This window comes from Sphingomonas sp. JC676 (assembly GCF_014489075.1).
GTDB lineage: Bacteria > Pseudomonadota > Alphaproteobacteria > Sphingomonadales > Sphingomonadaceae > Sphingomonas.
Genome location: NZ_JACTGR010000001.1, coordinates 750,771 through 765,630 on the forward strand (window position 1 = coordinate 750,771; position 14,860 = coordinate 765,630).

Below are 14,860 nucleotides of genomic sequence, written 5' to 3' on the forward strand. Positions count from 1 at the left end.
GCCGGGGGAGGTTAGGGGAGGGAGGCGGCGCCCGTTCCGCCTCCCTCTTCCTTTTGGAGGGGGTGCTGAAACGCGAAACGGCCGGACTGTTTCCAGCCCGGCCGCCTGCGTGACGAATGCTCGTCAGCCCCCTTTGTAAGGCCTCGCCCGCACGCTTGCACTTGCCTGCAAGCGGGGCTGAGACCCTCCCCGAACCACGGCCGTTTTGCTGCCTGCGCTTCGACACCGGTTTGCTACGTCCGCACGCAGCTTTTGTCATCGGGTTTGCATCCACCTTGAACAGATTGGTCGCACCCTGTGTTGAATCGGCAACATCTCGTTAGTCACTGGGAATTGGGTGTCTCCGCATTGCCAGCCGGTGCCTTGCTGGCCTAGAGCGCTGCCATGCTACTCTCGCGCTACGAGCGGATGATCGCCCGCCGCTACCTGCTGCCGGGCCGCAGTGAAGCCTTTATCGCCGTCGTCGCCGGGTTCAGCCTGGTCGCGGTCATGCTCGGGGTTGCCGCGCTGATCGTGGTGATGAGCGTGATGAACGGCTTCCGCGCCGAGCTGTTCGACAAGATCTCGGGACTGAACGGTCATGCCGTGATCAACGGCTATGGCGGCCAGGTGCGCGACTGGCGCAACGTGCTGGACGAGGTCAAGAAGACTCCGGGTGTCACCAGCGCCACGCCGCTGATCGAGCAGCCCTTGTTCGCCAGCTTCAACGGCCGCGTCGAATTCGCTTTGGTCCGCGGTATGCGGGTCGAGGACATCCGCGACAATCCCACGCTCAAGGGCAAGGAGGTCGTCGGTTCGTTCAAGCGGCTGACGCCGGGCAGCGAGCAGATCGCGATTGGATCGCGGCTCGCCGAATCGCTGGGTGCGACGATCGGCAGCGAGATCGCAATCATCAATCCACAAGGCGTCGCGACGCCGTTCGGCACCAATATGCGGATCGTGAAGTATCGCATCGCCGCGATCTTCGAAGTCGGCGTCTATGACTATGACAAGGCGTTCATCATCATGCCGATGGAGGATGCCCAGACGCTGCTGCTGCTGGGCGACGCGGTGGGTATGATCCGCATCGACACCGTAAACCCGGACAAGGTGGGCGAGATCCTCGCCCCGCTGGAGGACAAGGTCAACGACAAGGGCCAGATCACCGACTGGCGCCAGATGAACCGCGAGCTGTTCGAGGCGCTTTCGGTCGATCGCATCGTCTCGTTCACGATCCTCTCGATCATCCTGCTGGTCGCCTCGTTCAACATCGTCTCGTCGCTGATCATGCTGGTCCGCGCCAAGACCCGCGATATCGCGGTGCTGCGGACGATGGGGGCGACGCGCGGCGGGCTGATGCGGATCTTCGTGACCGTCGGCACGACGATCGGGGCGCTGGGCGTGGGGGCGGGAGGCATACTCGCCTTCTTCTTCATCACCTTCCGCATGCAGGTGGTGTGGTTCATCGGCGCGGTCACCGGCCAGAAGGTATGGGACCCAGAGATGCGCTTCCTGACCGAGCTTCCCGCCAAGACCGATCCGTTCCAGACCTTCGCGATCTGCGCGATGGCCCTGCTCTTCGCGTTCCTCGCCACGCTCTATCCGGCGTGGAAGGCGGCGAGCACCGACCCCGTCCAGGTGCTGCGTTATGAATAGCTTTGAGGAACGCGCCGTAAACGGCGCTGGGCCCGTCCTCCAGACGCGCGGTCTCAAGCGCAGCTTCAAGCAGGGCGAAGCGGTGATCGAGGTGCTGCGCGGCGTCGATCTCGACGTCCAGCCCGGCGAGATCGTCGCTTTGCTCGGACCCTCGGGGTCGGGCAAGTCGACCCTGCTTCAGGCGGTCGGCCTGCTCGAAGGCGGCTTCCAGGGATCGATCCGCGTCGCTGGCAAGGAAGCGTCGCAGCTCCCATCCGGCGGGCGCACCGAAGTGCGCCGAGACAGCCTGGGCTTCGTCTATCAGTTTCACCATTTGCTGCCCGATTTCAACGCGCTCGAGAATGTCGTGCTGCCGCAGATGATCCACGGCGCCACGCGCAGCGACGCCAACGCCCGCGCTGAGCATCTCCTGACCGTGCTGGGCCTGGGCCAGCGCCTGACGCATCGGCCGAACCAGCTTTCCGGCGGCGAGCAGCAGCGCGTCGCGGTCGCCCGCGCGCTGGCCAATCGGCCCGCACTGGTGCTCGCGGACGAGCCTACGGGCAATCTCGACGAAACGACCGCCGACAGGGTGTTCGACGAGTTGCTGACCCTGGTCCGCGGCGAAGGCTCCGCCGCACTGATCGCCACGCACAATGAACGGCTCGCCGCGCGGATGGACCGCGTGGTGCGGCTGCACGAGGGCCGGCTGGAGTGAATGTCTGGGCTGAGGTGCCAACGCTCGCCGGACGCCACGTCACGCTGCGTCCGATGGCCCGGGCCGATCGCGACGCGATCGTCGAGGCGTTTCTCGGGCTGGAGGATCTGTTCACCACCACTGTTCCAACCGCAGCGACAATCGACCGCTGGTACGATCGGCTCGAGGGCGAGCATGCCGCGGGGCGCGTGCTGCCGTTCACCGTGCTCGATGCCGATGGCCGCATATCCGGCGTCACCCGCTTCATGCGGATGAGCCCGACGCATCGCCGCGTCGAGATCGGCGGCACCGTCTATGCCAAACGCGTCCAGCGCACCGGCCTCAACACCGAAGCGAAGCGCTTGATGCTCGGCCATGCCTTCGATGTGCTTGGCTGCAATTGCGTCCAGCTCCGCACCGATTTCCTCAACTTCGCCTCGCGCCGCGCGATCGAGCGGCTCGGCGCGCGGATGGACGGCGTGCTGCGCGGCCACCTGATCCTGGGCGAGCATTTGCGCGACAGCGTCGTCTACAGCATCCTTGCGCACGAATGGCCGGGCGTGCGGCGCAACCTTGACCGGCTGATGGCCAGATATGACGGAGACGGCGCATGACGAAGATCACCGAAATTCCCATCCGCACCGCCGACGGCAACCAGACCGATCTCTCGGGCTATGACGGCCAGGTGATGCTGATCGTCAACACTGCCTCCAAATGCGGCTTCACCCCGCAATATGCCGGATTGGAAGAACTCTATCGCGCCCACAAGGACCAGGGGTTCGCGGTCCTCGGCTTCCCTTGCAACCAATTCGGTGGCCAAGAGCCGGGAGATGCGGAGGAAATCGCGAACTTCTGCTCGCTGACCTATGATGTGAGCTTCCCGGTCTTCGCCAAGATCGACGTCAATGGCGACGATGCGGCGCCGCTGTTCGAATATCTGAAGAAGGAAGCGCCGGGCCTGCTGGGCTCCAAGGCGATCAAGTGGAATTTCACCAAGTTCCTGGTCGATCGTTCGGGCAAGGTGGTTGATCGCTATGCGCCGACCACTGCGCCGAAGGATATCGAAGGCGCGATCGAGAAGCTGTTGTGAATTCGGGCGCAGTGACGGGGAGGAGGAACCCGTCACCGCGCCTTGACGACCGCTCCGAGCCCCGTTGGAGCGGCCGCCGTATCTCAGTGAAGCGAGCCGGGGAGATGGATGGGCTTGCCGCGTGAAGCCGCGCCCTGCACGTCTTCGGGAATGTCGCCGCCTACGAACCGGCCCAGATTGGCGAGAATGCCGAACATCGCGGTCACGCCTTCCAATGGGCGTCCGCGCGGATCGCGGCGCGGGGCAGGGCGGGCATTGCGTGGCGCGCGGCGGCGCGGCGGGCGGCCCATCGCGTCGAACCGGTCGCGCACCGAAGGGCCGTCGGCGAAACGGGCCGGCTCGCGCCATACCACGCGCATTCCCTTGGGCACCTGGGTCCAGTCGCCAAGCGCCGTGCGGATCAGATCGCAGCCGCAATGATGGCAGATGCTGAAATCGAGACCCTGATTCCGGCGATGCGTGGTCTGTGCCGAATGGCCGGCGATCGAGCAAAGCAACGTCACTACTGCACTCCCTTGGTGTTGTGGTTGTCACGCCGCGCCCGAAGGCGGAATGCGGCAAGCTCGCGGAACATCGCGTCGTCGCTCTGCAGCGCGAGATCGGGGTTCCAGATTTCGAAGCTGTCGCCGGCGCCTACGAACAGCGCGAGACGGTCGATCTTGCCGAGATGGCGCATCACGGCAGGAATGCGGATCTTGTTGTCGCCATGCGGCATCCGGTCGGCGAGGCCGAAGGTGCGGCGCATGCGGTGATAATGTTTGCGGGCGTCCTCGCCGCGATCCTCTTCGGCCTGACGGCGGCGCTCGGTGCGTGCATGCAATTCGCTCAGCCGTTCGCGGCCATAGCCGACCAGGCACGCATCGGTGTCATGCTTGGCGACCACGAGATCGGCGTTATCGGCGGCAAGGGCGTCGGCGAGAAATTCGGGAACCGTGACATTGCCTTCCGCATCGACGTCGCAAATCGCGCTGCCATGGAAGAGGGAGGTCATCGGCTGCAAACTCACTTCTCTGTGGCCGCAAGGCGGCGCATTGTTCGAATTGTGCATGGGACCGTGATTTTGCGGGTCGGGCGACCCTCACGTTCCGCGATCTGGTTTGGCGTGCCTTCATGGTTGCCGCCCCGTTAACCACGTTGTCGCGCAACACCTTGCGAGTCGCTATTCAGGGTGCTTCCCATCCGCATCCGCGCGCTAAGGGCAGGTCCGGAGCCACCGGTTACCGTCTCGTTAACCACGTCCTGCGAAAGCTGTGGATAGCGCCTCCGCACGGGTGGCGAATCACGCGCGCGCGCCCTAGGGTTCGGCATGGCGCATTCGGGTTTCGTTCCGCTCCGGGTCTTCTCCTGCTACACGATGCTGGAAGGCGCGATCGAGCCCAAGGCGATCGCCAAGCGCGCGAAAGAGCTGGGTTTCCCCGCCGTTGCTCTTTGCGATCGCAACGGTCTTTACGCGGCGATGTCCTTCTCTGAAGCGTGCATGAAGGCCGGCGTGCAGCCGATCGTCGGCACTTTGCTCGCGGTCAAGCGCCCGAACATGCCCGACGGCGTGACCGCGCCGATCGATTGGCTCGCGCTCTATGCGCAGGACAAAGCGGGCTACGAAAATCTCTGCGACCTCGTCTCGATGGCGCATCTCGATCGCCCGATCGAGGAGGAAGCGCATGTCCCGTTCGAAGCGCTGGACGGCCGTACGGATGGTCTGATCGCCCTGACCGCGGGCGGAGAGGGCGGGCTGGCGCGCCTCTACGCCGAAGGGCAGGATTCGGCGGCCGAGGCTTATGCCGAGCGCCTCGAGGCGCTGTTCCCGGGCCGGCTCTATATCGAGATCGTCCGCCGCCTGAACGAAATCGAGGGCAAGGCCGAGCCCAGGCTGCTCGACTACGCCTATGCCCGTGATCTGCCTTTGGTCGCGACCAATCCGAGCAGCTTCGCCGACGAAAGCTTTCACGAGGCGCATGACGCGATGCTGTGCATCGCCAATTCCAGCTACATCGCCAGCGACGATCGCCCGCGCAGCTCGCCCGATGCCTGGATGAAGCCCGCGAACGACATGAAGTCGCTGTTCGCGGACCTGCCCGAAGGCATCGCGAACACGCTCGTCGTCGCCCAGCGCTGCGCCTTCGCCGCGCCCAAGCGCAAGCCGATCCTGCCCAGCCTCGCCGGCGACCGCGAGGGAGAATCCGCGATGCTGCGCGATCAGGCGCACGCCGGGCTCGATCGCCGGCTCGAAAAGGCTGGGATCACCGACGCGGAAGCGCGCAAGACCTACGCCGACCGGCTCGATTTCGAGCTCGAAGTCATCATCAACATGGGCTTTCCGGGCTATTTCCTGATCGTCGCGGACTTCATCCAATGGGCGAAGGCGCATGACATCCCGGTCGGCCCGGGCCGCGGTTCGGGCGCGGGCTCGGTCGTCGCCTGGGCGCTGACGATCACCGATCTCGATCCGCTCAAGCTCGGCCTGCTGTTCGAACGCTTCCTCAATCCGGAACGCGTGTCGATGCCCGACTTCGACATCGATTTCTGCGAAACAAGGCGCGGCGAGGTGATCCGCTACGTCCAGGAGAAATACGGCCGCGATCACGTCGCGCAGATCATCACCTTCGGTACGATGAAGGCGCGCGCGGTGCTCAAGGATGTCGGCCGCGTGCTCCAGATGAGCTATGGCCAGGTCGATCGCCTCGCCAAGCAGATCCCCAATCACCCGACCGACCCCTGGACACTCGAGCGCACGCTGAACGGAATCAGCGAGTTCCACGCAGAATATAAGAGCCAGCGTGAGGTGCGGCATCTGGTCGACCTGTCGATGCGGCTGGAGGGGCTGCCGCGTCACTCGTCGACCCACGCCGCCGGCGTGGTAATCGGCGACCGTCCGCTCGCCGAACTGGTCCCGCTTTACCGCGATCCGCGCTCGGACATGCCGGTCACCCAGTTCGACATGAAATATGTCGAGGCCGCCGGGCTGGTGAAGTTCGACTTTCTCGGCCTCAAGACGCTGTCGGTGCTCAAGAAAGCGGTCGAGCTGCTCGCCGATCGCGGGCTCGACGTCGATCTCGACACGCTCGGCTGGGATGATCCCGAAGTCTATGAACTGCTCCAGCGCGGCGACACGGTCGGCGTGTTCCAGCTGGAATCGGAAGGCATGCGCCGCACGCTATCCGCTGTGCGCCCAAGCAATTTCGGCGACATCATCGCGCTCGTCTCGCTCTATCGCCCGGGCCCGATGGACAACATCCCGATGTTCGGCGCGCGCAAGAACGGGCGCGAGGAAATCGCCTATCCGCATCCGCTGCTCGAGACGGTGCTCGGCGAGACCTATGGCATCTTCGTCTACCAGGAACAGGTGATGCAGGCCGCGCAGATCCTGGCGGGCTATTCGCTCGGCGGCGCGGACATGCTCCGCCGCGCCATGGGCAAGAAGATCAAGTCGGAGATGGACGCCCAGCGCGCGATCTTCGTCGAGGGCTGCGCCAAGGTGAACGGCATCAAGGAAACCAAGGCCAACGAGCTGTTCGACTTGATCGACAAGTTCGCCGGCTATGGCTTCAACAAGTCGCACGCCGCCGCCTATGCGCTGCTCGCCTATCAGACCGCGTGGCTGAAGACGCACCATCCGCACGAATTCTTCGCCGCGTCGATGGCGTACGACATTCACCAGACCGACAAGCTCGCGATCTTCGCCGACGACATGCGCAAGCTCGGCATCGAGTGCCTGTCACCGGACATCAACGCCAGTCTCGCCGATTTCAACGTCGAAAAGGCGGGCGAGGGGCTAGCGGTGCGCTATGCCTTGGGCGCGCTCAAGGGCGTGGGCGAGCGTGCGATGGAGTTGCTGGTCGAGGAGCGCGAGAGCAATGGCCGCTTCGTCTCCCTCGACGACTTCGCGCGCCGCGTCGATCCGCGCCTGCTCAACAAGCGCCAGGTCGAGACGCTCGCCGCGGCGGGCGCGTTCGACGCGATCGAGCCCAATCGCGCGGGCATGTATGCCGCCGCGGAGACCGTGCTCGCGGTCGCGCAGCGCACGCATGAGAGCCGTGCCAGCGGGCAGGGCGGCCTGTTCGGCGAGTCCGAGGCCGGCGGCGGCGCGATCGCGTTGCCTCGCAGCGCGCACTGGTCGCTGGCCGAGCGCATCAATGCCGAGAAGGAAGCATTCGGCTATTATTTCTCGGCGCACCCGCTCGATCGCTATCAGCATCTCGCCCGCGTCCACGGTGCGCGGGCGATCGCGTCGCTCGGCGAGATCCCGGTGCCCGAAGGCGCCCGGGTAGGCGCCACGATCGCCGCTTTGATCGAGGATGCGCGCTGGCGCACCTCGGCGCGCGGCAACCGCTATCTGATGGCGACGATCTCGGATACCAGCGCCCAGACACCGACAACCTGCTTCGACGAGATGGTCGCCAAGGACATGGAGGAGGCGTCGCGCACCGGCGGCTGCGCGGTGCTCACCGTCGAGCTCGACAAGCGACCGGGCGAGGATAGCCCGCGCGTCACGGTGAAGCGCGTCCAGCTGTTCGAGAGCCTGGCCAACACCGCCCAGCTCGTCCTCGAAGTCGCGATCGACGACCCGCAGGTCCTGCCCGTGCTCGCGGGCATCGTCGCGGACCAGCGCGGCGGGCGAGGGGAGATCGTCGTCCAGGCGCCGTTCGCCGATGGTGAGGCCAAGGTGGTGCTCGGCCGCAACTTCCGTCTCGACGGCGAACTCGCGCAGAAGATCGAGGGCCTGCCCGGCATCCGCCGCGCCGCGCTCAGGACCGCGGAGAGCCAGAGGCTGGCGGCGGCGGCATAGCCCTCGACTCGCGAACCGATCGAGGGGTACCTTCCTGGGAAAATAGACCGGGGAGACGGAAATGCTGGGCGGAATGCAGGATTTCGAACTGCGGGTATCGACGCTGATCGATCATGCCGCGCGCGAGCATGGCTCTCGCGAGATCGTCACCCGCTGGGCCGATGGCAGCGAGACCCGCACCGACTGGGCCGGCGTCGCGCGCGACGCGCGCAGGCTCGCCCAGGCACTGGAGCGGCTCGGCATCCGCAAGGGCGATCGCGTCGCGACGCTGGCGATGAACCACGCGCGCCACCTCGTCGCCTGGTATGGCATCACCGGCATGGGTGGGCTGGTCCACACGATCAATCCAAGGCTGTTCGACGATCAGCTCGCCTTTATCGGCAACCATGCCGAAGACCGGGTGCTGCTCTACGACAAGGCCTTTGCCCCAATCGTCGAACGCGTGAAGTCGCACTGGGCGACAATCGAGCATTATGTCTGCTTCGACGATCCTGGCCCCAACGGCTTCGAGGCCTGGATCGGCCGCGAGGACGGTGACTATGCCTGGGTGACGGGCGACGAGCGCGAGCCGATGATGCTTTGCTACACCAGTGGCACCACCGGCAATCCCAAGGGCGTGGTCTATAGCCACCGCTCCACCGTGCTCCACGCGATCACCGAATTGCAGCCGGCGGAGTTCGATCTCTCGACTCAGTCGGTGGCGATGCCGATCGTGCCGATGTTCCATGCGGTCGGCTGGGGCCTGCCCTGGGCGGGCGCCGCAGTGGGCATCAAGTTCGTTTTCTCGGCGGTCAACGAACCCAAGATCCTGTGCGACCTGATGAACCGCGAGAAGGTGACGCATTCCGCCGGCGTGCCCACCGTCTGGTTCAGCATGTTCCAGCACATGGACGAGACCGGCATCGTGCCCGAGCACCTGCAGATCGTCACCATCGGCGGCTCGGCTGCGCCGCGCGCGATGATCGAGCGGCTGATGAAAATGGGCATCCGCGTCAATCACGCCTGGGGCATGACCGAGACTTCGCCGATCGGCACGATGGGCGCCCCCTCGGCCGATTGGGACGATTTGGGTTTCGACCAGCAAGTCACCCAGGTCTCGATGCAGGGCAAGGTGCCGTTCGGCGTCGAGCTGCGCGTCGTCGATGACGAGGGCGTGGTCCAGCCACGCGACGGCAAGAGCTCGGGCCGGCTCCAGGTGCGCGGGCCCTGGGTGATCCAGCAATATTTTCGCGAAGAAGCTCCCGCCATCGATGCCGAAAACTGGTTCGATACCGGCGACGTTGCGGTACTGCATCCCAACGGCACGATGCAGATCACCGATCGCGCCAAGGACGTGATCAAATCGGGCGGCGAATGGATCAGCTCGGTCGAGCTGGAAAATGCGGCGGTCGGTTGCGCCGGCGTGGCCGAGGCCGCCGCGATCGGCGTCCATCATCCGCGCTGGGAGGAACGCCCGATCCTGCTGGTGGTGCGCAAGCCCGAATGCGACGTCACCCCCGAGCAGATCCAGGCGCATTTGGCACTGCACGTTGCCAAATGGTGGCTGCCCGACGAGATCCATTTCGTCGAAAGCCTGCCGCACACCGCGACCGGCAAACTGCTCAAGACCGCGATCCGCGCGCAGTACAAGGACTTCAAGCTCGCGGCGGCGTAGCCCTCTCCCGCTTGCGGGAGAGGGCCGGGTTGGTTCACTTCGCCGCGATGATCGCTGCGCTCACTTCCGCCTGCTTGGCGTCACGGAAGCGCGCGCAGTTGCGGATCGCCTCCACCGAGCGCTCGATGTTGAGCGTGCTGCCATTGCCGTTCTGCGCGCGCAGCTTGGCGTTGACCGCGTCGGCCTGGTCGTTCGCGCAGAGCACGTTGAACATCTGCGCCGCGCGTCCCGAGAAGATGCCGCCGCCGCCGCCATTCTTCACGAACTCGTCGAAATGGGTGAGCATGAAATCGACGGCGACGTCGCGCGTATAGGGCGATTTGAGCAGCGCCGAGACGGTGAACAGCCGCTGGCGGAGCGGTAGCCGCGCGTCCTGGAAGTCGTTCAGGAACCAGCGCGCGACCTCGGCATTGGCCGAGCCGCCAATGCCCTGATTCGCTGCCTGGCGGAGGAGAGGATCGTTGCCGGCCAGCGCCTTGTCGGCGAGCGTCTTCGCGAATGCGGCGCCGCGTTCGTTGAGCGCGACCGTAGCGGCAGCCTTTACATAGCCGGGATCGAGCGCCTTGGCGTCGCCCGCCAGATACGCATCGAGCGCTGCGACCAGCTTGGCACGGATCGTGGCATTGTGTCCGCTCACCGCGACTAGGTCGACAAGGTCCTGCCGCAGCTCGCGCTGATCGGCGGTTTCCTTGGCGTAGGCGCCGGTGGCAGGATCGAAGCCCAGCTTGTCGAGCAGCGGGCCATAGGTGTCGGCGATCAGCTTGCGGAAGGCGGGGAGCGCCGCGTCGGTCACCAGCCCGCGCCGCTCGAGCTCGCGCAGCCGGTTGGCATTGTCGAACATGATCTTGCTGGCGGGATAGGCGGCCATCGCGCGCGCCAGCGCGATCGGGCGGGCGACACCCATCTTGCCGGCATAGAAGCTCGCCCACAGGCTGTCGTCCAGCGCCAGCGCCTCGCCCTGGGGCAGCGTGGGGCCGGTGGCGATCAACGCGTCCCAGTCCGCGGGATCGAGATCGAAGCGGTAATAGCCCCAGCCACCTGCATTGGGGACGATCACGCCGTCGCCCTTGGCCTCGACCGGCTGGCTCGGCTTGTCGAGCAGGGTGCAGCTCTTGGTGGTGTCACGACGGATGCACAGCGGGATGATCCATTGCTGCGCCGGCAGGTTGCTGCCGAAATAGGCGTAGCGCGACTGGCCCGCGGTCAGCGCATCGCCCTCGCGATGCAAGGTCACCACGGGCACGCCCTGCTGGTCGACGAAGCTGCGGAGCGATTCCAGCACGCGCGGGTCCTTCGCCGCATCGGCCAGCGAGCCGAAGAACTCGTCCGTCGTGGCATTGCCATAAGTGTGCCGGCTCATGTGCAGCCGCACGCCGTCGCGGAATTTCTCGTCGCCCATATAGCCGGCGATCATCCCGACCACCTGGCCGCCCTTGCCATAGGTGATCTGGTCGAAGGCAGCGTCGATATCGGCGTCCTTCTCGATGCGCTGGTGGATCGGACGGCCGGCGGAGAGCGCGTCGAGCTCCATCGCGTCGAAGCCTTCGCCGATCGCGTCGACGCCGATGTTCAGGTCGGGCCGCCATTCGTTGCCGATGCGATATCCCATCCAGTTGGCGAAGCTTTCGTTGAGCCAGATGTCGTCCCACCAGGCCGGGGTCACCAGATCGCCGAACCATTGGTGCGACAGCTCGTGCGCGACGACCATGCCGAAGGTCTGCTTGTCGCCGATCGACGCACTCTCGTCGAGGAACAGGATGCCGTCGCCATAGATGTCGGCGCCGGCATTCTCCATCGCGCCCGGCATCACCGGCGAGCCGATCTGATCGAGCTTCGGATAGGGAAAGCTCTGGCCGAAATAATGTTCGAGCAGCGCTACGATCTTGCCCGATTCATCGAGCGCATATTGCATCTGGCCGGCATTGGGCTTGGTGGCGACCACGCCCAGCGGCAGCGGATTTTTGCGCTCAGGGGTCGGCGGGATCATGCCGGTGACCCGGTTGAAGGGACCGGTGACGAGCGCGACCAGATAGGTCGGCAGCGGCTTGGTCGCCGCGAAACGATGCTTCACCAACTCGCCGGCCTTGCTGGTGCCGACTTCCGGCGCGTTGCTGACGGCCAGGAGGCCGGGCTTGGTGGTGATCGATACGGTGAAGGGTGTCTTGTACCCCGGCTGGTCGAACGAGGGGAAGGCGGCGCGTGCATCGATCGATTCGAACTGCGACCAGATGTACCAGTCGTCGCCCACCTTGATCCGGTATAGTCCGGACGGGCCGTCGCCGAACGCGGCGTCATAGTCGAACTTGAGCGTCAGCTTGCCCGCGGGCACCGTCCGGCCGAAATCGAGTTGCGCCAGCCCGGTCGGGCTCTTCTGGGTGAAGGTGACCGGAATCTCCCTGCGGCCGATCTTCGCCACTGCCTTGGTCACGTGCAGGTCGCGCCCATGCATGAAGACCGATGCCGCGGACTTCTTCAGCTGGATGTCGATCTCGGTATGGCCGCTGAAGCGTTCCTTCTCGGGCACCACCGTCATGTCGAGCCGATAGGCGATCGGCGCCACCATGTCGGGCAGCTTGCCGGCGGGCAAAGCTTCCTGGGCGAGGGCGGCGACGGGAACGAGCAGAGCGCAGAGCGCGGCAGGGAAAAGGCGCATCGAGACTTCCTGTAGGGAGTGCACTGCCTATGGCCTGAACTGCTGTGTTGCAACAGCAGTGCACGGGATGCCGTTCCATTGTGGCCGGATCGTCACGTGAACCTTGCGCATCCGCAACGAATCCGCTAACCGCCCGCTCCGCCGCAGGCCCCATGCTTGCGCGCCACGGAGAAGTGAATTGCTGGACCGCAAATTCCTATTGGGGATCGCCCCGGGAACCGTCCGCACCCTTCCGTAAAGCGCCTTCCCAGGCGCCGCGGTGGGTGAGGATACCCCCGCGAAAATCCCAGAAACACTGATATCCGCCCAGGGGACAGCTGCGTCTGCACGCCGTCGCCGGGCCCGGGATGGGTTATGATGCACGAACATGATGTGGTCCGGGCGATGCTGCTCCGGATCGGCCGGGATACGCCCGGCACGGCGCCGCTGGCCAAGGCGGTGCTCGGTTGGGCAAGGCCGCACGCGGGGTGGTTGCTGGGCGAGCGTCCGAAGAAGCGGGCGGTCGGCTGGCGCGAGCTGCGTATCGGCCTCGAGGCGCTCGACGTGCGCGAAGAGGCGCCGGGGAGCCAGCTCGAGATCGCGACGCGGCTCGCCGAGGCACTGCGCTTCGACGAGGCGGATACGCGCGTCCTGGTGGCGGCAGTGGCTATCGACCGCGGTCCGCGGGCGCGTGCCTTGTCGCGCCTGCTGATCGATCAGGAGTTCGATCTGACGCTCCTGCTCGCCGATGCGGCGGGGATCGAGCCGCACGCGCTGCGCCGGAGCCAGCCGGTGCGGCTCGGTCTCGTGCGTCCCTTCGCCCGGCGTGGGGGCGGCGTCGAGATCGACCTTGGCTGGACGCTCGACCGGCTGCTCGATCGCCCCAATGCGAACGCGGAGGAATTGCTTGAGATCGCCGTCGGCCCGCGCCAGCGGGCGCGGCTCGCGCTCGCCGATTTCGTCGGGCACGAAGCCGATGCCGAATTTCTCGCCCGCCTGCTCGGTGGCGCGGTTCGGCAACGTGCGCCCGGCGTCAACGTGCTGATCCACGGGCCTCCGGGCACCGGCAAGACCGAGCTCGCGCGCACGCTGGCCGAGAGCGCGGGGGTGCAGCTCTTCAGCGTGGGCGAGACCGACGATGAAGGCGACGAGCCCAACCGGTGGGAGCGGGTAAACGCGCTCAAACTCGCGCATCGCATGCTCGGCGAGCGCGGCGACGCGATCCTGTTGTTCGACGAGATGGAGGACATGATCGGCGACGCCCAGCCGGGCGAGGGCGACTGGATGCGCGGGCGCCAGGGGTCGAAGCTCTGGGTCAACCGGATGATCGAGACCAATCCGGTCCCGGTTGTGTGGACGACCAACGCGATCGGCAACCTCGATCCGGCGATCGTCCGGCGGATGAGCTTCGTGCTGCATCTCGGGCCGCCTTCGCGGGCGGCCGGGCTCGGCATGGTCGACCGCATCGCGCGCGAGGAGGGCGTCGCTTTCCCAGACTCCGTGCGGGCGCTCGTCGGCACGGTGCCGGAAGCGGCGTCGGTGCTGCGCGTCGCGGCGCGCTCGGGGCAGCTTGCCGGCGGGGCCGAGGAGATCGGCCGCGCCGCGCAGTCGCTCGTCCTCGCGCTCCGACGGGGCGTTCCGGCGCCTCTTGCGGAAGGCGAGATCGACCTCGGCCTGTTCGAGGCGGATCGCGACCTGCCGACGCTGTTCGACCGGATCGCCGCGCCCGGCGCGCCGACGGACATCTCGCTGCTGCTCACCGGTCCGCCGGGGACGGGCAAGACGGGGCTCGCGCACCATCTCGCCCGGCTGCTCGACCGGCCGCTGCTGGCCCGGCGCGCGTCGGACCTGCTGTCGAAGTGGGTCGGCGAGACCGAGGCGAACATCGCCGAGGCGTTCCGCGAGGCGGAGCGGCAGGGTGGGGTGCTGTTGTTCGACGAGGCGGATTCGCTCCTCTTCGACCGCAGCACCGCGCGAGCGAGGTGGGAAGTGGGGCAGGTCAACGAACTGCTGAGCTGGCTCGACCGACATCCTTTGCCCTTCGTCGCGGCGACCAACCATGTCGGGCGGCTCGATCCCGCGGCGCTTCGGCGCTTCGTGTTCAAGCTGGACCTGCAGCCGCTCGGCCGTGCGCGCGCGGCGGCGGCGTTCGAGCGGTTCTTCGCCCTGCCGGCACCCGCCGGCCTGGCCGAGATCGCAGGCCTGACGCCGGGCGACTTCGCCGTGGTGAAGCGCCAGCTTCGCTTCAGCGGCGGCGATGCGGCGTTCATCCTCGCCAGGCTCGCTGCCGAGGCCGACGCCAAGCCCGGTGGCACGGGGCGGCTGGGGTTTTGAACCCCAGCCGCTTGCCCTTCCAACTGTCCGAGTTATGGTAGCGGTATCAAGGG

10 protein-coding genes are annotated in these 14,860 nt (G+C 66.2%); 7 read left to right on the plus strand and 3 right to left on the minus strand.

What is annotated here, in order from left to right; all coding sequences use genetic code 11:
* The first annotated feature begins 384 nt into the window (after positions 1 to 384).
* Genes IAG41_RS03480 through IAG41_RS03495 form a run of 4 tightly spaced genes read left to right on the plus strand, consistent with a single transcriptional unit; the run spans position 385 to position 3,401 of the window.
* The gene (locus IAG41_RS03480; RefSeq protein WP_187727166.1) at positions 385 to 1,635 is read left to right on the plus strand and encodes a lipoprotein-releasing ABC transporter permease subunit; all 1,251 of its coding nucleotides are present in this window, start codon (positions 385 to 387) and stop codon (positions 1,633 to 1,635) included.
* On the plus strand, positions 1,628 to 2,332 hold the full coding sequence (locus IAG41_RS03485; protein ID WP_187727167.1) for an ABC transporter ATP-binding protein: 705 nt from the start codon (positions 1,628 to 1,630) through the stop codon (positions 2,330 to 2,332). The genes IAG41_RS03480 and IAG41_RS03485 overlap by 8 nt, the downstream gene beginning before the upstream one ends.
* Entirely contained in the window at positions 2,329 to 2,925 is a 597-nt protein-coding gene (locus IAG41_RS03490; RefSeq protein ID WP_316251074.1) for a GNAT family protein, read from the plus strand. The genes IAG41_RS03485 and IAG41_RS03490 overlap by 4 nt, the downstream gene beginning before the upstream one ends.
* Positions 2,922 to 3,401 carry a glutathione peroxidase gene (locus tag IAG41_RS03495; RefSeq protein WP_187727168.1) on the plus strand — a complete coding sequence of 160 codons (480 nt, stop codon included), beginning with the start codon at positions 2,922 to 2,924 and terminating at the stop codon, positions 3,399 to 3,401. Before IAG41_RS03490 ends, IAG41_RS03495 begins: the two co-directional genes overlap by 4 nt.
* A gap of 83 nt (positions 3,402 to 3,484) precedes the next feature.
* Here IAG41_RS03495 and IAG41_RS03500 read toward each other — a convergent pair whose 3' ends face one another.
* Both IAG41_RS03500 and IAG41_RS03505 read right to left on the minus strand, forming a co-directional pair.
* Complete coding sequence (locus tag IAG41_RS03500; protein WP_187727169.1) at positions 3,485 to 3,904, minus strand: hypothetical protein; 420 nt, start codon at positions 3,902 to 3,904, stop codon at positions 3,485 to 3,487.
* A complete protein-coding gene (locus tag IAG41_RS03505; RefSeq protein ID WP_187727170.1) occupies positions 3,904 to 4,392 on the minus strand; it encodes a hypothetical protein in 489 nt (162 codons plus the stop codon). Before IAG41_RS03505 ends, IAG41_RS03500 begins: the two co-directional genes overlap by 1 nt.
* 315 nt (positions 4,393 to 4,707) lie before the next feature.
* Here IAG41_RS03505 and dnaE point away from each other — a divergent pair, with 315 nt between their 5' ends.
* Both dnaE and IAG41_RS03515 read left to right on the plus strand, forming a co-directional pair.
* On the plus strand, positions 4,708 to 8,187 hold the full coding sequence (dnaE, locus tag IAG41_RS03510) for a DNA polymerase III subunit alpha (RefSeq protein ID WP_187727171.1): 3,480 nt from the start codon (positions 4,708 to 4,710) through the stop codon (positions 8,185 to 8,187).
* Positions 8,188 to 8,248: 61 nt separating this feature from the next.
* A complete protein-coding gene (locus IAG41_RS03515) occupies positions 8,249 to 9,841 on the plus strand; it encodes a long-chain fatty acid--CoA ligase (protein ID WP_187727172.1) in 1,593 nt (530 codons plus the stop codon).
* 34 nt (positions 9,842 to 9,875) lie between these two features.
* Here IAG41_RS03515 and IAG41_RS03520 read toward each other — a convergent pair whose 3' ends face one another.
* The gene (locus tag IAG41_RS03520) at positions 9,876 to 12,494 is read right to left on the minus strand and encodes a M1 family metallopeptidase (RefSeq protein WP_187727173.1); all 2,619 of its coding nucleotides are present in this window, start codon (positions 12,492 to 12,494) and stop codon (positions 9,876 to 9,878) included.
* A 357-nt stretch (positions 12,495 to 12,851) separates the two neighbouring features.
* Between IAG41_RS03520 and IAG41_RS03525 the strand changes: the two genes are divergently transcribed.
* Entirely contained in the window at positions 12,852 to 14,807 is a 1,956-nt protein-coding gene (locus IAG41_RS03525; RefSeq protein ID WP_187727174.1) for an AAA family ATPase, read from the plus strand.
* The last annotated feature ends 53 nt before the right edge of the window (positions 14,808 to 14,860 follow it).